Genomic DNA, 24479 nt, shown 5'->3' with positions numbered 1-24479 from the left:
GGCGGTTGTGGTATACCACAACCACTCAATTGCCGACAAAAATTTATTTATAAAAAATTAAGTTTATAGTTATATTTATATTTAAAATTTATTAATCATATATTTATAGATACTTTTAAATATAAACTATCGCACTTTGGAAAGTCGTGCAGATAGACTCCTGCGGGAGATAAAAAAATACCTCCCAGACTTATATAAAAATCTTATGAGAATATATGAATACATTGGAACAGATGAGGAGGAAAGGGTAATAAAAGAAGAGTACGAAAAGATTGATGGGATATCTATTGATTTTGGTGTAATGCAGAGAACCCACAGGGCAGTTGTTATACCAACTAATTTTGTATGGGATGATATAGGAAGCTTTACATCCCTTGAGAGATTTTTAAGCAAAGATGAAAATGGAAACATAATTCAAAACTGTGAAGCTGCTGTTATGGATGTAAAGAATACAACAATAATGGGCGATAAAAGGTTAGTTGCTGCAATAGGAATAAGGGATATGCTAATTATAGATACTGATGATGTAATTTTAGTATGTCCAAAGGATAGGGCACAGAGTATAAAGGATTTAGTTAAGAAGATTTCAAGCAGTGAAGAATTTGAGAAGTTTATATAATTTAACAAAAAAAATCCTTCCTAAAAAAGAGGAAGGATTTTTTTAGTGTGAAACGAACAAACTTTATGAAGTTTTGCCTTTGGGGTTAACGTAACTCTTGTTATAAGTTTCGAAATGTTAAAAGGACAGTTTTTATAATACTGCTATTTGGATAGTTTTAGTTTTGTTTTCGTTAAATAATTATTTTTATTATTCAAGCGGAATTTTTCATTTCCTTACAGAAAAAATGTAACTTTTGCCGAGGATTAATTTAAATATTAATTCCTTTCGTCAAAACTTGTCGAAAATTACATATTGATAAAATATTTTGTCTAAATTAAAATATAGTTAACAAAAACTTTAAAATTATTATAATTATATTTCAACTTCGGAGGTGAATCTATGGTAAAAAAACACAAATTTAATTCTATAAGATTTAAACTAACAATAATTCCATTATTGGTATTATTTATTTCTTATACCTTATTTACTGTTTTAGCAGTAAATTATACAAAAAAGTCTGTGTTATCAACGATGAAAAATGATGGTTTAGAACTTACAAGACAAATGGCAAAAAGAATAGAACAAAGTGGATTGGCGTATAACACGCTAAATGAACAGGTAGAAGATAAAATAAGAGTATCAGGTAGGATTATTTTAGAACAACCATCAATAAATAACGAAATGTTAATTAAACTTGCAGATACCTTAGGTGTAGATGAAATAAACTATACTGATTCAAAGGGTGTAATAATTTATTCTAACCTTCAATCAAGCATTGGAGCAAGTTTTGACGAAAAACATATTTCTTATCCTGTGTTATCAGGCAAACAGAGTGAGCTTATGGAAAATATAAGAAAAAGCAGAGAAAACAATAATTACTATAAATACGGCTATATTAAAAATCCAAAGGGTGGAATGATTCAGGTCGGAATACTTGCCAATAAGATACAGGCTATGTATGACCAAACAAGCTATCAGGCAATAGTAGATGAAATTGGTAAAAACCCTAATATAGTTTATGCTCTATTTATAGATAGAAATCTAAAGGCAGCAGCCCACAGCATAAAAGAAAGAATAGGAATTGAACTTAAGGATGAGGGAAGTAAAAAGGCAGCTATAGATGGTTTAGAATCCGCCTCAGAATATTATTATGATGTTAAAAAGGTGAAGGTATACGATGTTTTAGCACCAGTATATATTAATGGAAAGCACATCGGTGCGATTAATATAGGTATTTCAATGAAACCTGTATATGATGCAATAAATAAAACTATTATTACAATGAGTATTATAGGCATACTTTCATTTTTACTGGTAGGATCAATACTATTTATATTCTCTAACAATGCAGTAAATGCTATTAATAAGTTTAAAGCTCTACTTTCATATATGTCTGATGGAGATTTAACAAAGGATGTAGACGAAAATCTTATAAAAAATAAAGATGAATTTGGAGAGATGGCAAAGGCTATCTTAGGGGTAAAAGAATCCTTTAAGATGATAATTGGTGATATTAAAGAAAAGGCAGAACATATAGGCAAATCATCAGAGGAATTAGCTTCAACATCACAGGAGATGGCAGCAGGTTCAGAAGAGGTTGCAGCTACCATAAATGAAGTGGCAAGAGGAACACATACACAATCTGAAGAGATCTCTGCCGTTGTTAGTTTAATGCAGGATTTAGCTCAAAATATGGATAACATATACCAAAAATTAAAAAATGTTAAAGAATCAACAGATGATACAAAAAATAAAGTAAATATAGGTAAGAATGAATTAAATCTTCTATTAAAATCTATTGAAGATATAAAGGAATCCTTTAAATTGGTTAATAAAAAGGTACAGAACCTTTCAAATTCTGTAGTAAGAGTAAGTAGCTTTACAGATGCAATAACAAATATAGCAGATCAAACAAACCTTCTTGCCTTAAATGCTGCAATAGAGGCAGCACGTGCAGGTGAAGCAGGACGTGGTTTTGCAGTTGTTGCTGATGAAGTTAGAAAACTTGCAGAGGAATCTAAGCGTTCTGCTGATGAAATAAAAAATCTAATTACATCAATTAATGAAGATACTAAGGAAGTAATAACAACCGTAGGTGAGGTTGATAGTTACGTTGTATCTCAAATTGAAACAGTAGATAAAACTGTAAAATCCTTTGAGGATATATTAATTTCAGTTGAGGCTATTGTTCCTACAATAGAAGATGTATATAAATCAGTTGATTCAACAGTTGAGGTTAAGGATCTTGTACTTGCAAAGACTGAAAATGTATCAAGTATAATAGAAGAGGCATCTGCTTCAACTGAAGAAATTTCAGCATCAAGTGAAGAGATGTCTGCTTCAGTGCAGGACATTGCAGAATCAGTACAAGGACTTGCACAAATTGCAGATGAGCTTGTAAAAGCGGTAGAGAGATTCAAAATATAAGACAACAAGGTTAAAAGTAAAATCAACCATTTAGGGGTAATAAGTGTATAGGTTTGAGTATATTAATTGAAAAATCATAACATATTTAAAATTGTGTTAAATGCACTTCATCCTTCCTTTAATCTATGGAAGGATGAAATTTTTTTTGTTATAATTAAAGTACACATTCTACAAAGGGGGTATATGATGAAAGATTTACTAAAGTTATTTTTGATTTTTGTTTTTGGGGGACTTGTATCTGCAGCCTTTATTTTTTTAAATTTAAATCCTATAATATCATTTACAATATTAACTTTATTGTTGCCGTTAGTGACCTATTTTACTTCTAAAAGGGTGGTGTATGTAAAGGAAAAGGTTGAAAAAAATGAGTTAAATTTTACGGATATATCAAAAAAGCTTGCAAATAGTAGCAGGGATATATATATATCAAGCAATAAACTATATGATTTGTCAAAGGAGATATACAGCTTATCAGATGAAATAACTGTACTAAGCGATAAGGATAATTCAAATATAAAATCAATAATAAAAGAAATAGAGAACATTATGTCAAAGGTTTCAGATATAATGAGATCAGCCCAAGATGCTAAGAACTTTTCAAATTATTGTATAAAGGATATTAAAGAAAATGAAAATTCAATAAAGACTTCAAGACAAAATTTTGATGAGCTAATAAATGTATATAGGAATTTTTCAAAGAGCAAGGATGAGCTTGTTACATCCTCACAAAAGATTTATGAGATTGCAGATTATATAAATGAAATTGCAAATAAGACACACCTTTTATCCTTAAATGCGAGCATAGAGGCAGCACGTGCAGGTGAATCTGGGCGAGGCTTTTTAGTGGTAGCTTCAGAAATTAAAAAGCTTGCAGCTCAATCAAAGGAGTTTAGCGACAATATTAAAAAGGTATTAGATGGAATTACTCAAAATATAAATAGACTTGATGAGGTTTCAAACCAAAGTTCAATTAAGATGGAACAGACAAAGATGGAGATGGAGGAGCTTTATAATTCAATATACAGATTTATAAATTCCTCAGTTGAGCTCAATGAAAATATAGATAACATAATTGTACAGGCAAAGGAAATAGAATCTTCAACAAATTCAGCCCTTGAAACTTCACAGGCTGTTTACTCATCCCACGAAAATACATCTTCATTGATAGAAAAGGCAGCAGAACTTATACAAAACCAATGGACTGTTGTAGAAAAGTTTAAAGTTATCTCAAATGATATTTCTTCAGCATCAGATGAATTTTTAAGCCAGAGTATAGATAAAAGTGTAGAGGATAAATTAGTTGAGATAGGTAAAAAAATAATGGAATACAGAGGAGATAAGTCAGAGGCAGCATTGAAAAGATTATGCAAGGAATTAGACATAAATGATGTTTATTATGCAAATTCACAGGGAATATTTGAATATGGTACAACAAAGGATGCCTTAGGTCTAAATATTTTTGAACTTGATAAAAGATATAGAGATTTTGTAAAGAGTGGAAGGGAAGTTCAAATATATCCATTAACAAGAAGATTAGATACAGGAGAACTATTTAAGTTTATGGCTGTAAAGAGGTTGGATAAAGATGGGGTAATATCAGTCGGTATATCTATAGATAAACTCCTCAAAAAGTGCCACCAAGAGCTCCGAAAAAATGATACCTTAAAAAATGTCACCACTATATATAGTGTATAAGAGATAATTTGTGCTGCTATATATAGTATACTTTTGAAAATGATTTGATTTTTTCGGAGGTTTCCCACCCAAGTGAAATGTGACATTTCCCATAATATGTATTAAATTATTGCTATAATTTTTAATCTAATAAGCGACATTCATCTTAGAGTTTTCAAGATGAATGTCGCTCTATTTTTAGGTAATATTATAAACCTTATCAACTCCGAACTCATTATTTATAAAATATAGATAGGCATAAGAATTGAAAAGGCAAACAAACTCCATAAAAGCTTATTGTTGTACCATAATTTTGTTGTTTTTTTTATTTTTCCTGTTCCTCTTTTGCTTCCTTTATATTTTTTATGTCATAAACTCCACTTTCAACAGTTTTAATTGCAGCATCAAGTCTTTTATCTAAAAGACAATGCAAATCCTCTGCTGAACGTCTAATCTCAAATACCAGCTCCAAAAGTTCTTTTATTTCGTGTTGTTCTGTAAAATTTATATGTGAAATGGAATTTGCAGCCGATGCAAATCCATCAGCAGCGACTCCAAGCCTTGATATTGAATCGATAATTGGTAATATCTCCGTATTAAAAAGCTCACCAACCGATTTATACTTTGCCGCAAAACCAAATTTTTCTACTGTCTCGCCCACAAAACCACCCCTTCTTAGTTTTTTAAGGGGACATTACAATATTTTTCCTACTGCCTCCTTATATATGTTTAGTGTCTCCTTTGCAGTTTTATTCCAACTAAATTTTAATGAATGTTCATATCCCTTTTTGGCGAGACCTTCTCTTTTGTTTTCATCCACAATAAGACTCTCAATTGAGTTTTTTAGCTCTTCTGCATCAAAGGGATTAATAAGAAGTGCAGCATCTTCAACAATTTCAGGTATAGATGAAACATTAGATGTTATAACTGGTGTCTTACAACTCATTGCCTCAAGGGGAGGAAGTCCAAAACCTTCATACAGTGATGGATATAAAAATATAGTTGCACCACTATAAAAATAGGGCAAATCCTCATAGGGTACATATCCAGTAAATATAACATTTTCCTTTATGTTTAGACTATTTGCAAGGCTTATCAAAAAGCTGTGCTCATCTTTAGATGAACCTACAATAACAACCTTAAACTTATCCCTTATATCTTTAATGAGCCTTGAATAGGCAAGAAGTATGGATTTAACGTTTTTCCTTGGACTAAATCCACCAATGTATAAAAAGTAATCAAAATCTATGTTATATCTTTTATTTAAAAAGTCTCTGCATACATCCTTTTCGATTGGTCTGAAATAGTCATCGGCTGCAAGGTGTGTTACCTTTATCTTATCCTCCTCCACGTCAAATATCCTCATAATATCCTTTTTGGAGAAGTTTGAAACGGTTATTATAAAATCAGAATTTTGTATTATCTGTGGCATTTGCGATATAAATTTTTTTAAATATCCACGACCAACAGTTTCGGGCATTACATATGGAATCAAATCGTGAATTGTAGATATATAGATACAGCTTTTTTTAGAAGGAAGTCCTATTCCGTTCTGTGGAACGTGATATAAATCAATTTTTTTAGCCTTTAGGTTTTCGGGTATAAAGTATTCCTCAAAAAAATGGTGGTGTTTTTTAGAAGCAATACTTATGGATATGTTCTTATTAAAGTTAAATTGTTTATAGTTACTCCCATACCAGTATAATAAATAATTATTTTCAAAGTCGTGTAGATTTATATATTTCAAAAGCTCTATTGTATAGGTTCCAATTCCGGTTCCAGCATAAAGATTAGCACCTCTTGCATCTATGGCAATATTCATCCTATCACTCCGAAAATTAGCTGTATATATTATAAATATTACATTTATTAGCCAAATGTGCATATTTTTTTAAATATCATAGTAGCACAAAAAGAATTTATAAACATATTATAAAATAGAACTCTTAAATGGGAGATGAAGTATGTTTTTTGATGAAGTAGAAAAGGCCTATGGATTTAAAATTCTCTCCTACGAAAAAATAAAGAATATATATAAACTTAATACAGATAAAGGTTTATATTGCTTAAAAACATCAAAGTACGATTTAAAACAATATAATTTTATTATAAGTGTAATGCTATATCTTATAAATAAAGGCTATGAACACATACTTCCTATTTATAAAACAAAGGATGGAGAGCTTTTTATATCATTAAATGATGCTTATGCATATCTTACAGACTTTATAGAAGCAAAGGAGGCAGACTTTAAGGATTTAACAGAACTTAAGATGTGCATAGAGGCAATTGCAAGGCTTCATATATTATCAAGAGGATTTAAATATGACATAAGAATAAGAGATTATTATGGTAAGTGGATTGAAAAGTTTAGAAAAAGAAGTAGTGAGCTTTTATACTTTAGAGCAATATGTGAAGCAAAGGAGGATAAAAGTGAGTTTGATGAGATATTCTTAAAATATTTTGATATGCACTATAAACAGTCACTGAAGTGCCTAAGGGATTTTGAAAAGTCCGGATATCTAAAAATAATGGAATCCCATAAAAAACTTCACGAGGTATGCCATCACGATACAGCAAATCACAACTTTTTAATAACAAACGATAATCTAATTATAATTGATTATGACTATGCAATAATGGATACACATCTTCACGACCTATCAAGTATATTAATCAGAAACTTAAGATATGGTAATTGGGATATTAAGCTATTTAACTTCATTTTAAATGAATATGGAAGATACATTCCTGTTTCATTGGAGGAGGTTAATCTTATATTCTGCTTTATGGAGTTTCCACAGGATTTTTGGCAGGTGGGTCTGCAATATTATGTTGAGAAGCAGCCCTGGACAGAGGACAACTTTTTAAAGAGGCTAAATAGGGTTGTTTCTGATTCGGAAAATAGATTTAAATTTTTAGATGAGCTGGAGGGGTTATATGGAAAATATAGATAAATATATAGAAAAAATAGAAAAAATGAAGAGCGAACTTAACGATATAACCTTAGAACTTCTTAAAAGGACAGATGAAGAAAATATAAACATTGGAGATTTGGAGGATAAAATAAAAGGTTTAAAGGATGAAATAAAGAGGTTGAAAAAATTGAGAAAACAGCAGGAGAAGATGGAGGAACTTCTTGAGAAGAAGGATGAGATTATAAGGGAGATAGAAAAATCAAAGGAAAAGCATTTAAAGAAAAAGCGTAAAAGAAAACATTAGGAGTGATTGTATGGATTTTAAAGGGGGAAAAGATAAAATAAAAAAAATTGAAAAGGTTGACGATGGGTTTATTGTTGATATTGGAAGTAGAAGACTTCATTTAAAGAAGGTTGGTATAAAGGAGTCAGAAATACTTTTTATAAATGAAGTTATAGAACATTCTGTGAAAAATGGATTTAATAATATTGTTGTATTTGAAAGCCTAAGTGATGGGAAACCATATATAAAGTATGAAAATGAACTTTATATTTTAACAAACATATATAGCTTTGTCGATTTAAAGAAGGATATAAATGCCTATTGTTTAGCTTCGCTTTTGGCAGATTTTCACAAAACAACAGGGGGATTTACAGCAAGGGATGAAATAAAACCAAGTGTAACCTGGGGAAAGAGAACAGGTAAATATAGAAATCTTTATACAATGTTAGATAAATTTATAGATGAGATAAGTGAAAAGAGTAGGCGTAATGAGTTTGAGGAGAAGGTTGTATCTATTTTGGGTGAGCTAAAGACAAGATGTAAAGGTGCAATGAAGGCCTTTAGAAGCATAGAATATTTTAATCTTCTTGAACTAAGTATGAAGAAGAAGGAAATAGTCCTATATGACATTGGAAAACAGACATTGGCGGAGTTAAATGGAAAGTATTATATATACGATGTATTTGATTTATCCTATGGACTTATAGAGGAAGATTTGGCTATGCTCATAAAAAAGACAAATAGAGAAAATAAAGACAAAATAATAGATATTTACAGTAAAAATTCACCAAGGCAGATAAACTTAAATATACTTGAGGCATATTTAAACTTTCCTGAAAATACACTTAAGGTAATATGTGAATATATGAGGCAGAAGGATGCTAATTTAGTAGCAAAGCTTCAAAGGGCCTCTATTAAGGATGATGTGAGGTGAATTTATGGAATATAAGTTTAGAGACAAAGTATATCTTTCAACATATATGTTAGACACAGAACTTTTTGATAGATATAATTTTTTAGTTGAAGATGCTGTGCCCATCCGTTCAGTTTTTATATTAAAAACAAATGAGGGGCTTAAGATACTTAAAAAGATAGATTATAAGTTAGAGGAACTTGAGTACATCTATGAGGCACTAAATCACATAAGAAGGACATACCCCTATGTAATAAATTTTAAGCAGAGTATAGAAGGAAAACCCTATGTTGAATATCAAGGTGGTATATATGTTGTACTTGATTTAATTGAGGGACGCGAGTGCATATATGAAAATCCTGTTGATTTAATAGGAGCATCAAAGGCGCTTGCAAAACTTCATAGTGCATCAGAGGGAATTAAGGTTAAGGATATACGAAACAATCTCTATAAGATGGAAGCAAATATCATAAAAAAGATAAAGGAACTTAATATGTGTAGAGACTTTGCAAAGCTTCATTTAAATAAGAGTGACTTTGATAAACTTTTTTTAGAGTATGCAGATTATTATATAGATGAAGCAACACAAGCCCTAAACAAACTCCAAAAGTCGGAGTATAGGAGGTTGTGCAGAGAAAGGTATGTTCTTTGCCACCACGATTTAGCACATCACAATATAATTGTGGACAATGAGGATAATTATTATTTTGTTGATTTTGACTATGCTGTTGTGGATTTACCCTATCACGACCTCTGTAATCTTATAACAAAGGCAATAAAACACAATATGTGGAATATAGATATGGCAGACACTGTTCTTCAGGGATACAGAAGCATTAACGAGCTAAAAAAGGATGAACTTGAGGTGCTTTATGCATACCTTTTATTCCCACAGGATTTTTATGATATCACGATAAGCTACTATATGAAGACAAGAGGATGGGATGAGGATGAATTTTTTGAAAAGCTAAAGCGAAAGGCAGAGTATAAGGATGATAGGGAGAGGTTTTTAAAGGACTTTAAGGAGTTTATAGAAGGATAGAGGGGAGCAAAATTCCCCTCTATCTATTTAATATTTCTATTGTTTCAATTGTTGTTTTCTTCCAAGAATATATACTGCTTCTCTTTAGTGCTTTAAGCACCATTTTGTTATATAGAGTTTCATCCTTTAGAAGAATCAGCATTTTTTCTTTTATATCCTCTATTTCATATGGGTCAATATATAGTGTATCCTCCCCAAGAACTTCAGGTATAGATGTTTTATTTGATGCAATTGTTGGTGTTCCACAGGCCATAGCCTCAAGAGGAGGAAGACCAAAACCTTCGTAAAAGGAGGGATAAACAAAAATCTTTGCAGCATTATAAAAGATTGGAAGTTCCTCAACAGGAACATATCCAGTAAATACTACATCATCCTTTAGATTAAGTTTAAGGGCAAGATCCCTGTAATCATAATAGGACCTACCTTTTTTTCCAAGTATGACAAGCTTAATAGGATTTTTGTATTTCTCCTTTAATAGTGCAAAGGCCTGTATAAGTCCCTTTATATTTTTTCTTGGGCTAAACCCTCCGACATAGAGGATGAAATCATCTTCTATACCATAGTTTCTTAGTACAAAGTTTTTACAAATTTCTTTATCCATAGGAACATAAAAATCTTCGGCTGCAAGATGTGTTACATGTATTTTTTCTTCAGGAAAGTTTAGGGTTTCTGCAATATCTTTTTTTGAGAAATTAGATACGGTTATTATTCCATCTACTCTTTTAATAAGCTCTGGAACTTCTCTAAGATATATGTCAAGATATTGAGGGCCTACTGTTTCAGGCATTTTATAGGGGATTACATCGTGAAGTGTAATAAAAAATCTGCAGGGTTTATCCTTTGGTAGACCAATTCCATTTTGAGGTACAAAATATACATCCATATTTGTATTGCTTATTACATTAGGAATATAAACATCCTCCCAAAAGGTATCTTTACTTCTGTCGTCAATTATATTAACCTCAATGTTATTTGGAATATCAAGGTCGGAGTTGTTTTCATTAGGCAAAAAGAAGGTGTACCTGTTTATTTTATCGAGCCTGCATATATTATAGATAATTTGATATGTGTATGTGCCAATTCCAGTTCCACGATACCATCTTGCGGCACGTGCATCAATTCCAATCTTCATTTTAGCACCTTATAAATATTTCTACTATATCATAATATGTTATATAAATAAAAGTGTGAAGAAGGAACGTAAAGAAAAAGGGCTGCATTTTGCAGCCCAGATGTTAAGGAATTAAGCAGCTTTTTCTTCTTCTTTTTGTTCGCTTGATCTATTGTATTTTTTAGTGTATGTCACAAGTAATAGTATTGAAGCTGTAGTATATACAGCAGCAGTTATATAGTAAGCTACTGCATAACCAGATGTAGTCTTAAATAGGAATCCCTTTGTAAAGAAACCTGCAAGTATTGATGTTAGTGCACCTGCAACGAATATTGCTGAGTTGTATGCAGGTCTTAGTTCCTTTGACACGAATTCCATTGGTAGTGAGTTCATTATTGGGTTTGCAGCATTCATAAGACCAAATCTAAAGAATAGTGCTAAACCTACTACCATAGCAGCCTTGTCACCAAATGCACGTCCATTTGCAATGAACATCATAAATGGAATTGATGCAAGTGCAAGACCACCAAGTGCAACAACTTGTCCAATCCTCTTTACTATATATGGACATATAGCTGTAAATATAACGCCAGCAAAGTATGAATAAGAAATTAGCTTTGAAGTAGTTGCTCTGTCTATTCCAACAAACTTATTTAGATATACTGAGAAGTATGGGCATATTAATGATGCACCAAATCTAATTAGAGCATAATATACTAAGAATATAAGAACGTATTTATTAGTAAGTATTGACCAATCAAAGCCCTTCTTTTCTTTGCTTGTTTCTTTATAGTCTGATTCAACTTGTTTTACAAATAGGAATGGTATTAATGATATAAGTGCAACTATTGCAAACATTAGAAGTACGTCTTTATGTGCAAGGATATATTGATTTAGCATTTCAGGGCTCATCTTGTCAACTGCTTCTGAAATAGCTTGAGCTTCTGCCTTTGAAATATTCATTCTTGCAGCAAATCTATTTACAATTAATGAACCTCCAAAGTAAGTTGCAACAACCATACCAGCAAGGTTTGTCCAAATAGCAGTTGAGAATATTTTATTTCTGTTTTCTGGTGTAGTATATGCTGTAAGGTATGGTGGAAGTATTACGTCATAAAGTGTTGTACCAGTTAATATTGCAAGTGTTGCAACTGGGAATATAAGTCCAACATTTACATAAGCAACTGCAACAAGTCCTAATATAACCATTAAAGGAGCTGCAAGTGCAAGTGCCTTATATCCTACCTTTGGTGCTAAAAGAAGAATTGCTGCTGCAAGGAAGGTACTGTAGCCCATATAGGCTGAAAATGATTGTGCAGTACCAAGTGATACTTGTTGTAGGAATGTAACAAGTACGTCAAAGGCTATACCTGAAAGTAATCCCATAAATATGTAGCTTACTATGAAGGCATAGCTGTTAAGGTTAAAACGTTTTAATTCCTTTTGTTCCATTGTGCTACCCCCTATATTATTTTTTTTCGACAATTAGTATTATAAAATGTTAAAATAATTTTAACAATATATTTTAAAAAAGTAGTAATATTTAGTAAATTCAAATAATATTTTAAATTGAATTGAAAATGACGGATAAAATGCAAAATAGTCTATGATATAAAAACTTGAATTAAAAAATTCAATAAAAACAACCAGTATAAAATTTCGAAAAATTTAGAAAAACAAATTTAAGCAATGATTTTGCTTGTTTATGTTACAAAAAATAAACATTCTGAAATTTTAGTTTTGTGAACTAAAAACGCTTTATTTTGCTAAACATATTGTCAATTATTTATTATTCATTTGGAATAGTTGAATAGAAACTGACATAAAAATGAATAAAGGGGGTGGAATTATGGTTAGAGAAACAGAAATATCAAATCAATTTGGTTTTAGAATATACGACTGTATACCAAAAAAAAGGAGTATATTTGCTAAAAACCGACAAAGGGGATAAATGTTTAAAGAAAATATCCTATGGAATTCAAAAACTAAATTATATTTATAAGGCTAAAAATCATATTGTTTCAAATGGTTTTGAAAGGGTAGATAGATACAATCTATCCCTTAATAATAATCCATATGCCCTTGTAAATGAGGATATATATATAGTTACCGACTGGATTGATGGAAGAGAGGCAGATTTTAAGGTATTAGAAGATGTTAAGATAGCTGCAAGAACTTTAGCAAAATTTCATATAGCAGCAAGGGGTTTTGATTTAGAGGAAAACCTTAAGGTTAGATGTGATGTAGGTAAATTGCCATACACGCTTGAAAAAAGACTTAGAACCCTTAAGAAAATGAAGGAGATGGCACAAAAGAACAAAAAGAAAACCGAGTTTGATATGCTGTATTTATCAAATGTAGATAGTTTTTATGAGCTTGCAAAGAATTCTTATGAAACTATCAATATGGAAAGCTATAAAAAGGTATGCGATATGTCCCTAATTGAAAAGGTTTTGTGCCACCACGATTACACATACCACAACATATTAATAAAAAATCCTGATGAGGTGTACTTAGTTGATTTTGATTATTTGAAATCTGAGGTTCAGGTCTATGACTTATCAACCCTTATTGTTAAAACATTAAAGAGGGTTGACTGGAATATAGATTATGCAGTAGTTATTTTAAAGGAATACTCATCAATAAGAGAGCTTACTTCTGATGAAAAGGAAGTATTAAAGACATTACTTAAATTTCCACAGAGATTTTGGAGGCTTGCTAATAGATACTACTATAAAGAGGCAGCTTGGACGGAGGCGACCTTCCTAAAGAAGATGAAGGAGATAGTTGATGAAAAGGATAGATATTTAGAGTTTTTAAGCAAGTTAGATGAAATATTGTGATGTATGAAAAATGTGATAACTGTGACATAGGGCAGTTTGGAAGGTATATATTCTAAACTGCCCTATGTCATTATTTTTTAACCTTATACTTCAATAAAACATATTATATACAAAGGAGGTGATGTTATGGAGGAATTTAAAGTGGGGGATATAGTTATAAGGAAATCCTATGGCGGTGATGTCTATTTTAAAATAATGGAGATAGTAAAAAAACAGGATGGTACAAACCTATATATTTTAAAGGGAACTAACTACAGATTAATTGCAGATGCACAGGAGGAGGATTTAGAGAAGCCACCTATTTCTAAAATATCAAAGGAGGAAGATGAAACCCTAAAGAGAGTAAATACACTCATTAAAAAGGCAGTACTTCAAAGAAGAAGTCAAGGGACCTTTCAAAGAATAAATACTCCAAATGTAAACTCAAATGTTACCTTTGGCCGTCCTGGCAAGGTCCTTCATATAGATGGTGATATGGAATATTTAAATATATGCCTAAAGGGATATAAACAGCTTGGTATAGAGGCTTATGGAAGATTTGTTCCAGAGGTTAGACAGCCGGATGTTGTTCTTGAGCTTTTAAATGAAGTAAGACCTGATATATTGGTCTTAACAGGTCACGATGCGATGCTTAAGGGAAGTCAGGACTACAAAAATTTAGATAGCTATAGAAACTCAAGATACTTTGTTGAGGCGGTAAGAAGAGCAAGGGAATACGAGCCATCCTATGATGATTTGGTTATATTTGCTGGTGCTTGTCAATCCTTCTATGAAGCATTAATTGAGGCAGGTGCAAACTTTGCAAGCTCTCCTAATAGGGTTTTTATACACGCCATGGACCCTGTTTTTGTTTGTGAAAAGATAGCATTTTCAAGTATTTCAAAGTTTTTAAATCCTAAAGAGATAGTTGATAGTACAATTACAGGGATTAAGGGTATAGGTGGACTTGAGACGCGGGGCAAATATAGAGAGGGACTACCTAAATCACCTTATGCATAGGTGGGGTGTTTATGAAGATAATGGGTGTATCCTTTAAAGATTTTGTTTTAAGTAATGTGTTGAAAATAGATATTGATATTTTTGATATGCCATTTGAGGTTTTAAAGGCATTAATTGTTTTAAAAAGAAGTGAACTAATTGTACACGTAAAAAATTCTGGTTATTACAAAAGAGAATTTAGTGGCGAAATTAATTTGGATAATTTAAAAAAACTTGAAGATACAAAGAAGGAACTATTGGATAGAGCCTATGATGAGACACAAGGTATAATTGTTGTAAATAATGCTGAACCTGTTGCACTCTATTTTACAAAGTGCTGTGGAGGAGGGACAGCAAATTCAGAGTCTATATTAGGATATAAGGTTAATTATTTAAGAAAGGTACTTTGTAGAAGATGTAGCGAAAGATGTGAAGAAATAAAGATTGATTGCGAAAAGATGGCAAATGCAATAGGATGTAGAATTAAATATAAAGACCAGATAAGGGAAATTATACGTGATGTGTCGAGGGATGATACAGGAAGAATAAGAAAACTTAATCTTCTTGGCAAGGAAATAACAGGAGATAAGCTAATGGAGATATTAGGTTTAAAGAGCAATAGAGTTTATTTTAAAGAAGATAGCATAGTTTTAAAGGTTGTGGGTGAAGGAATAGGGCTTGGTGTGTGTATTGAGGGTGCTTGTTCTATGGCAAATGAAAATAAAGATTTTAAGGATATAATAGAATACTACTATACAGGTATTGAATTTGTTAAGCTTGATGAGGACAAAATTGTAAATACACTGGAGGGAAGAAAAATTGTAATAGATGCAGGACACGGTGGAAGGGATTTTGGGAATGTAAATGGCGATTTTATTGAGAAGGATATAAACCTAAAAATTGCCCTAAGGCTATATGAACTTCTATCTAATAAAGGGGCTGAATGTATTTTGACAAGGTGTATAGATGAGGATATAACACTTTCAGATAGAGTTAAAATAATAAACAGGAAAAGACCTGATATATTTATAAGCATACATCAGAATAGTTTTCCTCAGGAGAGCGTTAATGGAATAGAGGTTTACTGTTTTAAGGATGATATAGATGCTGTAACCCTATCAAAAAAGATATTAGATAGGGTTACAGAGGAATTGAAGATAAAAAATAGGGGTATAAGAGAAGGGGACTACTACATTTTAAGGGAGAGCAAAAGCACAGGAGTTATTGTAGAGTGTATGTATATTACAGGAAATATAGATAGTAGGTTAATATGTGAAGAGAATATTTATAAAATCGCAGAGGCGATATATAGGGCTGTATGTGAATATTTTGAAGTTATTGTTTGATTGTAATAATGCCAAGGTATTTTTGAAATGTCTTGGCATTATTACAATGATTTTTTGTCAAATTGAAATACTATATGAATTATAGAGTATTGTTGAGATATAGTGAAGTATTATGAAATTAATAAAAATTTTAAAATTAGTAAACATAAAATTAATATTGACTTTAGATAAAAATGCTGATAAAATTAATTATTTTATTTGACAAAATTAAGTTGTTGGAGTAAAATTGTATTTGTGGAAAGAGGGTGTTTGTTATGAAGGGGAAAGAACTTTTAGATGCCATCAAAAAAAATATTGATGAGCACGTAGGAGAAAAGGTCCTTTTAAAGGCAAACAACGGCAGAAAGAAAGTTCTTGTAAAAGAGGGTATTTTAGAACAAACATATCCCAATATATTTGTAGTTAGAGTCGAAGCAAGTGACAATACATCAAGAGTTATTTCATATAGCTATTCTGACATACTTACAAAAAATGTACAAATAGTCTTTGAAAACAATGAAGTAGCAATGTAGAAGATAAACTACAAAATCAAAAAGGAGCCAAAGCTTGGCTCCTTTTTGATTTTGCAAAAAACACAAAAACCACCGGGGAAGTGGTTTTTGTGTGGGGTTATGGGTTTGGCAGCTTATTTTTTAAAATAGGGGGATAAAAGATTAAGGTTTCTTTAGGGTATTGAGAATTTATGAGAGGTTATATGGTCATCAACAATTATTAATTTTATCTAAAATAAAAAAAATGTCAATATATATCGAAAAAAGAAGTAATATTAAAAAAATTCTATCAAATAATGTTTTAGTCATAAAAAAGCTGTAGTCATTATATACTATATTAGGTAATTTTGGGTGGGAGGGATATAATGTCAGTAGAATTAGTTAGAGATATGCTAAATTACGAAAGAATAATTGCTGAAGGTTCAAGTCAAACAATGGTTAGTGGAGATATTGTGATTGACGAGATGAACCCAGAGATAGATAAGATACTAAACGTTGATGGAGAAGTTACATTAATGGAGGCTACTGTACTTGAGGATAAGGTTTTAGTTGATGGCAGAATGTCGTTTAAGATACTCTATGCATCAAAAGGTGAAAATTCTGTAGTTAAAATTCAAAAGGCAGATACTAATTTTAAACAATATGTTCAGGCTCCAATGGCAGTTCCTAATATGACCTGTAAAGTAATGTCATCAATTGAAACGCTTGAATATGAAATGCTCTCTGATAAGAAGTTAAAGGTTAATGCAGTTGTAACATTGAAGACTGTTGTATATCAAAAGTGTGAGGTTGAAACAATAGTTGACATTAAAGGACAAGACCTTCAAACACAGAAGGATACAATGAAGGTATGTGAGTTTGTTTCTGAGGACACATCTAAGGTTATAGTAAAGGGTAATTTAGAACTTCCTCAGGATAAGGGAGAGTTTGCAAACATACTTAAACTTTCTGCTCACGTTCATAAAAAGGACCTATTAATTCAAGATGGTAAGCTTGTTGTAAATGCTTGTGTACTCTCAAGGGTGCTCTTTGAAACAACAAAGGATCAGCTAATATGTCAAGATGTAGATATAGCCTTTACTAATGAAATAATGATAGAAAACTTAAAACCAAATATGAAGTGCGACGTATCCTTTAGGATAACTGATATAGATTATAAAGTATTAGAAAATGAAGCAGGTGAGAGACAAAACCTTGAAATACAAATATCCCTTGATGTAAATGTTAAAACATACAATGATAGAGTAATAGAAAGAACAATAGATGCCTTTACATCATCATCAAGATTTGAATTTGTTAGGGAGAATATAGGCTCAATTGGATATTATAATGAGGGAGTGGATAGCCAGACTATAAAAGAAAGAATTACAATTGATGATGATTTAGATGGAATAAGAGATATTATATATGTTGATGCAAAGCCAATATTAACAGAGACAAAGATTGTGGAAGATAAGGTTATATGTGATGGTGTTGTTTCTATTTGTGCTGTATATAGGGCAGAAAAGGAAGAGGATGAGCTTGTAAGTTACAGTGAAGAGATACCATTTAAGTCTACAGTTTCAATAGATGGTGCAAAGATAGATATGATAGAGGATGCAATTGTTAATTTAGAATATCTATCCTTTGACAAGGCATCCCAAAGAGAAATGGATGTAAAGGTTATTGTTGAGGTTTCCGCAAAGTTATATAACAAGATGATGTTTGATATAATTAAGAATGTAGAGGAAGTTGATATAGAAGACAGTATAAAGAATATGCCAAGCTTAGTATTATATGTAGTTCAACCAAATGATACTATTTGGAAGATTGCTAAAAAATACTGTACTTCTATGGAGGATATAATTAAAATAAATGATTTAGATAATCCAGATTTAATAATGCCGGGAATGAAGCTTTTAATTCCTAAGAAGGGATTTATGAAGTAGTCTAAAAGGTGTCAGGTAAAAATATATTTCCTGACACCTTTTATTGAATATAATTGCAGGAATTTTTTAACTTATGTATAATTGTATATACGAAGGGAGGATTTTCTATGATTATCGAATGTCCTGCAAAGATTAATCTTTCACTTGATGTAGTTGGTAAAAGGGAGGATGGCTATCATCTTTTAGAGATGATAATGCAGACGGTTTCACTTTATGATAAAGTGAAAATAACAAAGGATAGTGAAACAAGGGTTATATGCAATAATATTAATGTACCATCAGATAGAAGTAATATTGCTGTAAGGGCAGTTGAACTAATGAAGCAGAGATATGAAATACAGGATAACTTTAAGATTGAGATAGAGAAGAATATACCTGTGGCTGCTGGGCTTGCTGGTGGAAGTACCAATGGAGCGGCAGTAATAAAGGCTATAAACGAAATGTATTCTCTAAAACTTTCAAAGGACGAGATGAAGGAAATTGCTCTAAAACTTGGTGCAGATGTACCCTTCTTCTTTGAGGGAGGAACCTGCCTTGCAGAGGGGATAGGGGAGAAACTTACAAAATTAAACGACATATCCTGCTACATTGTACTTGCTAAACCACCAATAAATGTTTCTACTAAATATGTTTATCAAAATCTAAAATTAGATGAAATTTCAATACATCCAGATACTAAAAGAATAATTGATTATATAAAATATAACGATATAAAGATGCTTGCAGCATCAATGGTAAATGTTCTTGAAAATGTTACAATAAAGGAATATCCAATAATATACGAGATTAAAAATATAATGATGGAGTTTGGTGCATTAGGAAGCCTTATGAGTGGAAGTGGGCCAACGGTATTTGGTATATTTGAGGAAAAGGCGGATGCTATTAAGTGCTACAATAGATTAAGGGATTATATAAAGGAAGCTTTTGTTGTTAATACAGTTGATAGAGGGGTGTAAAAAATGGTAAATGCTTTAATTCTTGCTGGTGATAAGGGAAGGGATGGGGTATCAAAGGCCCTTTTAAAAATTGGAGATAGGTATATGGTAGACTACATAATAGATGCTCTAAAGGAGTGTAAAAAAGTTAAGGACATCTACATAGTTTGTGATGAAGGTGTAAAAAAAGTTTTAAAGGATAGAGTAAAGGGGTGTATAAATCCTGCTGGTGATATAATAGATAATATTGTATTTGCATCCGAATGTATAGAGGACAAACATACACCTCTTATAATATGTACAGCAGACATACCACTTATAAAAAGCAGTGCAATAGAGGAATTTGTTGAGGAATGTGAAAAGAAAAATATAGATGTTGGTTATCCTGTAATAGACAAAAAATTAAATGATGAAAAATATCCAGATGTAAGAAGGACCTATGTAAAGATGAGGGAAGGAGTTTATACTGGAGGAAATATAGTATATATAAAGATGGAGGCAATAAAAAACTGTACAGAAAAGGCAAAAAAGCTTGTAGAGTATAGAAAAAAGCCTTTTAAGATGGGAAGAACATTGGGATTTACATTTTTAATAAGGTTAGCATTAGGAAAGCTTACAATTGAGGCTGTTGAGAAAAAAATTGGTAAGATGTTTAATGTAGATGGACGTGCAATCTTCACCAAGTATCCTGAGATTGGAAATGATGTTGATAAGCAGGAGGATATAGATTTTGTTAAAAAGTATCTAAATATAGTGTAAAAAGTTTCGCTTTGGGTAAACCAAGGCGAAACTTTTTTTTGAATAAATAACCTCTATGAATGTAAAACTAAATTAAAGAGGTGGTGCTATGGCTATTTTGAAATTTTTTAAGGATTATTTTGATTTTAACGTGATGCTTTTATTTTTAATATCGGTATTTTTTCTATACAATGATTCAAAGGAATATAAACAGAAGGGAATGCAGAAGGAGTACAAGTTCTGTAGGTTTTTTATCTATCTATACACCATAGTTGCAATCATAGGATATGTGCTTTATTTAAAGCTTGAAATTTAGGGGTGATTATATGAAAAGGGAAATATTATACCAATATACTCCTAATAAGAAAACACCTATTAGTACAATGATTGATGACAATATACTTTCTGTGAAAAATCTACTTAAGGACTGTGATGATGTTGTATATAGGCAGTTTAAAATAGGTGGAGATAAGGGTAGAGACGTATTTTTATTCTATATAGATGGAATGGCAGATAAAGAGCTATTAAATAACTTTGTATTAAAACCTCTTATGCTTATGGCAAGGATGGTTGAGCCAACCTTTGATGATATTAAAGATGAACTCTATGAAGCCTCAAAGGTTGCAGCTATGTCTGTAACAGATTTTAAGGAAAATGACAACATTGAAGAGGCAGTTTTGGCTGTTTTATCTGGTGATACAGCAATTTTTATGGATGGGGAAAGCAAGGCTTTAATTATTGCAACTAAGTTTTTCCCTGTAAGGGGAGTACAGGAACCTACAGCAGAGACGGTTATAAGAGGTTCAAGAGATGGATTTACAGAGACAATAAGGATGAACACAGCTCTTGTTAGAAGAAGGATAAGAGATCCAAGATTTAAAATAAAACAAAAGCAGATTGGAGTTCGCTCAAAAACGGATATTGCAGTAATGTATATAGATGACATAGTTGATAAGCAGATAGTTGATGAGGTTATAAATAAATTAAATGGCATAAATATAGATGCAATATTAGATAGTGGCTATATACAGCAGTATTTAGAGGATAGGCCCTTTAGTCTTTTCCCACAGGTTCAGACAACAGAAAGGCCAGATGTTGTGGCAGCAGCAGTATATGAAGGAAGGGTTGCAATACTTGTTGATAATTCACCCTTTGCTCTAATTGTGCCTGTAACTTTAACAGCTTTTTTCCAATCTCCAGAGGATTATTATTCAAGGACTGTAGTTGTAAGTTTTGTAAGAATACTAAGGATTATTTGTGGAGGTATAGCAATACTTGCACCAGCTCTATACATTGCGATAACCTCCTTTAGCCCTGGTATTATTCCAACAAAACTTGCACTTTCAATTGCAGCAACAAGGGAGGGTGTTCCATTTCCTGCCTTTATTGAGGCTATAATAATGGAACTTACACTTGAGCTTTTAAGGGAAGCTGGAGTTAGGCTTCCAAGACCAATAGGTTCAACTATTGGTATTGTAGGAGGTCTTGTAATAGGTCAGGCAGCTGTTTCTGCTGGTATTGTAAGCCCTATTATGGTAATAGTTGTTGCAATAACAGCTATATCCTCCTTCTCTATACCAAACTATGAATTATCAGCAGCCTTTAGATTAGTAAGATTTTTATTAATGGTATTTGCAGCAGTCTTTGGGCTCTATGGCATAGTTTTAGGTTCAATTATTGTGTTAATACATTTGAGCAACTTAAAGAGCTTTGGTGTACCATTTTTGGCACCTATTGCACCCTTTGAGTATACAGACATAAAGGATTCAGTAATATTTAGAGCACCTTGGAAATATATGATAAAAAGACCAAGGCATATAAATCCGAAGGATGAAATAAGGCAGGCAGGTGATGAAAATGCAGAGGGGCAATGACAAGATATCTACATATCAAGTCGGAGTGCTTGTTTATCTTACTATATTAGGTGTTGGTATATTGACGCTTCCAGCTTCAATGGCAAAGGAAGTTGAAAATGATGGATGGATACTCTCTATAATTGCAGGTATTATCTGCATAGGTATAGTCTATATTATGTGTAAAGTTGGAGAGAAATTTCCCCAAAATGGTTTAGTTGGTACCTTGAAGCTACTTTTTGGGAATATATTAGGAATAATACTTGTAATTCCTGTCTTTTTGTATTTTCTTTTATTTGCAGCACTCGAAACAAGAATTTTTGGAGAAACAGCAAAGATATTTTTGCTAAATAGAACCCCCCTTGAAATGATAATGATTCCGTTGATTATTTTATCAGTAATACTTGCAAGGCTTGGAATAGAATCAATTGTAAGGTTTTTTGAAGCCGTAACCCCTGTAATTGCATTTGTCCTTGTTATTTTGTTTTTAATAGGATTGGTGGGTTCAGATTTTTCCAATTTAAAACCTATACTTTCCCACGATTTGTTAAGTTTTGTAAAGGGGATTAAATCTGCTATGTTTGCCTACGCAGGTTTTGAGGCACTACTTATAATATTTCCCTTTATAAAGGAGCCTAATAAAGCCTTTAAGGCATCTTTTGTTGCGATGCTTTTACTAATAGTAGCCTACGTTATTACAATAATTGAATGCTATGCAACCTTTGGTTCAAAATTAACACAGAGACTTATGTATCCAACAATGAGTATGATAAAGGCATCGGATGTTCCAGGAGCTTTTATAGAGAGGGTTGAAGGTATATTAGAGGCTCTTTGGGTTTTATTTGTATATACAACCATAGTTTCTCTCCTTTATTCATTGAGTGTTGTAGGCAAGGATATATTAGGTCATACTGAAGCAAAACATATATTAATTATATTTTTACCCTTTATATATCTTGGTTCTCTTGTAGGTGAAAGTATTATAGATATGATGAACTATGGCGACCTACTCACAACAACATTAGGGCTATATACAATTTTTATACTTCCAATAGTGATGTTCATTGTATCAAGGTTTAAAAAGGTAGGTGGAGGCAAATGAAGAGATTGCCTTTGGTTTTTGTTTTAATCTTAAGCTTGATATTTCAAGGCTGTTGGGATAAGGTTGAGATAGATGAAAGGGCCTTTGTAGGAGGAATATTTGTTGATGCTGTAGGAGAAGAAGGAAGTAAAGAATCAAAAGAGGTAAAACCCTTTTATGAGGAGGATATGGATGGCACCTTAAAGGTAATATTTACACTTGCAAATCCTGGCGAGGTCTTAAAGGGCGGAGAAAAGGGGTATGTTACTGTTGAGGCTGAGGCAGAGACAATACCAGATGCAATAAGAAAAATAGGAATAAGGTTAAATAGAACTCCTTTTTTTGCACATACAAAGGTTGTTGTTTTAAGTGATAAAGTGCTTAAAAATGAAAAGATATTTAAAGAAACAATAGATTTTTTAGAAAGAGACCCCGACATCAATGCTTCAGTTAATATTATGATGCTTGAGGGTGATATTGAAAAACTTACTAAAATAAAACCAAAGCTTGATATATATCTTGTTACATATATACAGGGTGTATTTAGGAATGCAAGTAACTTATCATATATTGTACCTGTAAAATTATTAGATTTTATTTCAAATCTTAATTCAGGCAATAAGGCAATAATGCCGGTTATAACTATTAAGGAAGATGAGGTTGAGATAAAGAATATTGCATTAATAAAGGATAATAAGCTCTATAAACAGGTGGATGAAAAATATTTAAGGGCATTTCAATTTTTAAATGATAAATTAAAGGGAGGAAGAAAGTTTGTAAACTATAAGGGAATAGATATATCCTATTTTATACAGGATAACTATAGGGATATATATGTAGAGGATGATAATGGAAAGCTCAAATTTACAATAAAGGCTGAACTTGAAGGATACTTAGAAAATGAATCCTTTAGTAAAGAGGATATTGATAAAAAAATTTTAGATGATATAGAGAGCATTTTATCAAAATCCTTTGAACTTGAAATGATGGAAACAATAAAATACTTCCAAGATGATATAGAGGCTGATTATTTAGGTTTAGAGGATTATACAAGAAAGAATTATTATAAAGTCTATAAAAAATATAAGGATAATTGGGATGAGGCATTTAAAGAGGCAGAATTTAGAGTTGAAGTAAAGGCCTTTATAAGAAGAATAGGATCAAAGAGGTAATAAAATTGCCTCTCAGATTGTTGACAAACCTAATTGTTAGCTAAAGTATGAAAAAGCCCCATGAAAGGATTTCAAATTGGCATATTTCATGAGCTTTAGCAATTCTTAGCTTTTCGACTTTGGAAAAGTCCGTAATTCGGCACAG

22 protein-coding genes are annotated in these 24479 nt (G+C 31.8%); 18 read left to right on the top strand and 4 right to left on the bottom strand.

The annotated features are described in order from the left end of the window. Positions 1–136: 136 nt before the first annotated feature. The 3 genes from A3M9_RS13980 to A3M9_RS0112370 all read left to right on the top strand — a co-directional run bounded on the left by A3M9_RS13980 (position 137) and on the right by A3M9_RS0112370 (position 4723). Positions 137–619: a hypothetical protein gene (locus tag A3M9_RS13980; RefSeq protein WP_073247946.1), complete on the top strand. Its 483-nt coding sequence runs from the start codon at positions 137–139 to the stop codon at positions 617–619. 381 nt (positions 620–1000) lie between these two features. After that, positions 1001–3028, top strand: a complete 2028-nt coding sequence (locus tag A3M9_RS0112375; RefSeq protein ID WP_027309453.1) for a methyl-accepting chemotaxis protein — start codon at positions 1001–1003, stop codon at positions 3026–3028. Positions 3029–3214: 186 nt separating this feature from the next. After that, positions 3215–4723 (top strand): methyl-accepting chemotaxis protein, encoded by a 1509-nt coding sequence (locus A3M9_RS0112370; protein WP_027309452.1) that lies wholly within the window; start codon positions 3215–3217, stop codon positions 4721–4723. Positions 4724–5027: 304 nt separating this feature from the next. Here A3M9_RS0112370 and A3M9_RS0112365 read toward each other — a convergent pair whose 3' ends face one another. Then, a complete protein-coding gene (locus A3M9_RS0112365) occupies positions 5028–5363 on the bottom strand; it encodes a hypothetical protein (RefSeq protein ID WP_027309451.1) in 336 nt (111 codons plus the stop codon). A 33-nt stretch (positions 5364–5396) separates the two neighbouring features. Further along, entirely contained in the window at positions 5397–6524 is a 1128-nt protein-coding gene (locus tag A3M9_RS0112360; protein WP_027309450.1) for a glycosyltransferase family 1 protein, read from the bottom strand. A gap of 142 nt (positions 6525–6666) precedes the next feature. Between A3M9_RS0112360 and A3M9_RS13975 the strand changes: the two genes are divergently transcribed. The 4 genes from A3M9_RS13975 to A3M9_RS0112340 are packed head-to-tail and all read left to right on the top strand — an operon-like array spanning position 6667 to position 9858. Further along, positions 6667–7659, top strand: a complete 993-nt coding sequence (locus tag A3M9_RS13975) for a CotS family spore coat protein (protein ID WP_051350742.1) — start codon at positions 6667–6669, stop codon at positions 7657–7659. After that, a complete protein-coding gene (locus A3M9_RS0112350; RefSeq protein ID WP_027309449.1) occupies positions 7643–7924 on the top strand; it encodes a hypothetical protein in 282 nt (93 codons plus the stop codon). The genes A3M9_RS13975 and A3M9_RS0112350 overlap by 17 nt, the downstream gene beginning before the upstream one ends. Before the next feature lie 10 nt (positions 7925–7934). After that, positions 7935–8837 carry a hypothetical protein gene (locus A3M9_RS0112345; protein WP_027309448.1) on the top strand — a complete coding sequence of 301 codons (903 nt, stop codon included), beginning with the start codon at positions 7935–7937 and terminating at the stop codon, positions 8835–8837. Between the two features lie 4 nt (positions 8838–8841). Further along, positions 8842–9858 carry a CotS family spore coat protein gene (locus A3M9_RS0112340; protein ID WP_027309447.1) on the top strand — a complete coding sequence of 339 codons (1017 nt, stop codon included), beginning with the start codon at positions 8842–8844 and terminating at the stop codon, positions 9856–9858. A gap of 19 nt (positions 9859–9877) precedes the next feature. On the opposite strand, the gene A3M9_RS0112335 is transcribed toward A3M9_RS0112340, so the two are convergent. Next, positions 9878–10990, bottom strand: coding sequence for a glycosyltransferase family 1 protein (locus tag A3M9_RS0112335; protein WP_027309446.1), 1113 nt, complete (start codon positions 10988–10990; stop codon positions 9878–9880). A gap of 111 nt (positions 10991–11101) precedes the next feature. After that, on the bottom strand, positions 11102–12421 hold the full coding sequence (locus A3M9_RS0112330) for an MFS transporter (RefSeq protein WP_027309445.1): 1320 nt from the start codon (positions 12419–12421) through the stop codon (positions 11102–11104). A 473-nt stretch (positions 12422–12894) separates the two neighbouring features. Here A3M9_RS0112330 and A3M9_RS13970 point away from each other — a divergent pair, with 473 nt between their 5' ends. The 11 genes from A3M9_RS13970 to A3M9_RS0112275 all read left to right on the top strand — a co-directional run bounded on the left by A3M9_RS13970 (position 12895) and on the right by A3M9_RS0112275 (position 24334). Next, positions 12895–13812: a CotS family spore coat protein gene (locus tag A3M9_RS13970; protein WP_242826206.1), complete on the top strand. Its 918-nt coding sequence runs from the start codon at positions 12895–12897 to the stop codon at positions 13810–13812. 126 nt (positions 13813–13938) lie between these two features. Then, the gene (yabG, locus tag A3M9_RS0112320) at positions 13939–14811 is read left to right on the top strand and encodes a sporulation peptidase YabG (RefSeq protein ID WP_027309444.1); all 873 of its coding nucleotides are present in this window, start codon (positions 13939–13941) and stop codon (positions 14809–14811) included. Between the two features lie 11 nt (positions 14812–14822). Continuing rightward, a complete protein-coding gene (locus tag A3M9_RS14315; protein ID WP_027309443.1) occupies positions 14823–16136 on the top strand; it encodes an N-acetylmuramoyl-L-alanine amidase in 1314 nt (437 codons plus the stop codon). Between the two features lie 254 nt (positions 16137–16390). Further along, a complete protein-coding gene (locus A3M9_RS0112310) occupies positions 16391–16648 on the top strand; it encodes a Veg family protein (protein WP_027309442.1) in 258 nt (85 codons plus the stop codon). A gap of 344 nt (positions 16649–16992) precedes the next feature. Continuing rightward, positions 16993–18555: an SPOCS domain-containing protein gene (locus A3M9_RS0112305; protein WP_027309441.1), complete on the top strand. Its 1563-nt coding sequence runs from the start codon at positions 16993–16995 to the stop codon at positions 18553–18555. 107 nt (positions 18556–18662) lie between these two features. Next, entirely contained in the window at positions 18663–19511 is an 849-nt protein-coding gene (gene ispE, locus A3M9_RS0112300; protein WP_027309440.1) for a 4-(cytidine 5'-diphospho)-2-C-methyl-D-erythritol kinase, read from the top strand. 3 nt (positions 19512–19514) lie between these two features. Continuing rightward, positions 19515–20249, top strand: a complete 735-nt coding sequence (locus A3M9_RS0112295) for a nucleotidyltransferase family protein (RefSeq protein WP_027309439.1) — start codon at positions 19515–19517, stop codon at positions 20247–20249. Between the two features lie 88 nt (positions 20250–20337). Beyond that, entirely contained in the window at positions 20338–20544 is a 207-nt protein-coding gene (locus A3M9_RS0112290) for a CLC_0170 family protein (RefSeq protein WP_027309438.1), read from the top strand. A 10-nt stretch (positions 20545–20554) separates the two neighbouring features. Continuing rightward, the gene (locus tag A3M9_RS0112285; protein WP_051350741.1) at positions 20555–22102 is read left to right on the top strand and encodes a spore germination protein; all 1548 of its coding nucleotides are present in this window, start codon (positions 20555–20557) and stop codon (positions 22100–22102) included. After that, positions 22080–23183, top strand: a complete 1104-nt coding sequence (locus tag A3M9_RS0112280) for an endospore germination permease (protein WP_027309436.1) — start codon at positions 22080–22082, stop codon at positions 23181–23183. The genes A3M9_RS0112285 and A3M9_RS0112280 overlap by 23 nt, the downstream gene beginning before the upstream one ends. Next, positions 23180–24334 carry a Ger(x)C family spore germination protein gene (locus tag A3M9_RS0112275; RefSeq protein WP_027309435.1) on the top strand — a complete coding sequence of 385 codons (1155 nt, stop codon included), beginning with the start codon at positions 23180–23182 and terminating at the stop codon, positions 24332–24334. Before A3M9_RS0112280 ends, A3M9_RS0112275 begins: the two co-directional genes overlap by 4 nt. Positions 24335–24479 lie beyond the last annotated feature (145 nt).

Origin of the sequence: Caloramator sp. ALD01 (assembly GCF_000472625.1) — a bacterium.
GTDB lineage: Bacteria > Bacillota > Clostridia > Clostridiales > Caloramatoraceae > Thermobrachium > Thermobrachium proteoclasticum.
This window is presented reverse-complemented; position numbering and strand designations above follow the sequence as displayed.

Excerpts from the sequence above, each read along its gene's own strand:
- A3M9_RS0112350 (WP_027309449.1), top strand. The coding sequence starts at position 7,643 with ATGGAAAATATAGATAAATATATAGAAAAAATAGAAAAAATGAAGAGC.
- A3M9_RS0112290 (WP_027309438.1), top strand. The coding sequence starts at position 20,338 with ATGGCTATTTTGAAATTTTTTAAGGATTATTTTGATTTTAACGTGATG.
- A3M9_RS0112370 (WP_027309452.1), top strand. The coding sequence starts at position 3,215 with ATGAAAGATTTACTAAAGTTATTTTTGATTTTTGTTTTTGGGGGACTT.
- yabG (WP_027309444.1), top strand. The coding sequence starts at position 13,939 with ATGGAGGAATTTAAAGTGGGGGATATAGTTATAAGGAAATCCTATGGC.
- A3M9_RS0112310 (WP_027309442.1), top strand. The coding sequence starts at position 16,391 with ATGAAGGGGAAAGAACTTTTAGATGCCATCAAAAAAAATATTGATGAG.
- A3M9_RS0112340 (WP_027309447.1), top strand. The coding sequence starts at position 8,842 with ATGGAATATAAGTTTAGAGACAAAGTATATCTTTCAACATATATGTTA.
- A3M9_RS0112375 (WP_027309453.1), top strand. The coding sequence starts at position 1,001 with ATGGTAAAAAAACACAAATTTAATTCTATAAGATTTAAACTAACAATA.
- A3M9_RS0112295 (WP_027309439.1), top strand. The coding sequence starts at position 19,515 with ATGGTAAATGCTTTAATTCTTGCTGGTGATAAGGGAAGGGATGGGGTA.
- A3M9_RS0112330 (WP_027309445.1), bottom strand. The coding sequence starts at position 12,421 with ATGGAACAAAAGGAATTAAAACGTTTTAACCTTAACAGCTATGCCTTC.
- A3M9_RS13975 (WP_051350742.1), top strand. The coding sequence starts at position 6,667 with ATGTTTTTTGATGAAGTAGAAAAGGCCTATGGATTTAAAATTCTCTCC.
- A3M9_RS0112275 (WP_027309435.1), top strand. The coding sequence starts at position 23,180 with ATGAAGAGATTGCCTTTGGTTTTTGTTTTAATCTTAAGCTTGATATTT.
- A3M9_RS0112335 (WP_027309446.1), bottom strand. The coding sequence starts at position 10,990 with ATGAAGATTGGAATTGATGCACGTGCCGCAAGATGGTATCGTGGAACT.
- A3M9_RS14315 (WP_027309443.1), top strand. The coding sequence starts at position 14,823 with ATGAAGATAATGGGTGTATCCTTTAAAGATTTTGTTTTAAGTAATGTG.
- A3M9_RS0112345 (WP_027309448.1), top strand. The coding sequence starts at position 7,935 with ATGGATTTTAAAGGGGGAAAAGATAAAATAAAAAAAATTGAAAAGGTT.
- A3M9_RS0112360 (WP_027309450.1), bottom strand. The coding sequence starts at position 6,524 with ATGAATATTGCCATAGATGCAAGAGGTGCTAATCTTTATGCTGGAACC.
- A3M9_RS0112305 (WP_027309441.1), top strand. The coding sequence starts at position 16,993 with ATGTCAGTAGAATTAGTTAGAGATATGCTAAATTACGAAAGAATAATT.
- A3M9_RS0112285 (WP_051350741.1), top strand. The coding sequence starts at position 20,555 with ATGAAAAGGGAAATATTATACCAATATACTCCTAATAAGAAAACACCT.
- ispE (WP_027309440.1), top strand. The coding sequence starts at position 18,663 with ATGATTATCGAATGTCCTGCAAAGATTAATCTTTCACTTGATGTAGTT.
- A3M9_RS0112280 (WP_027309436.1), top strand. The coding sequence starts at position 22,080 with ATGAAAATGCAGAGGGGCAATGACAAGATATCTACATATCAAGTCGGA.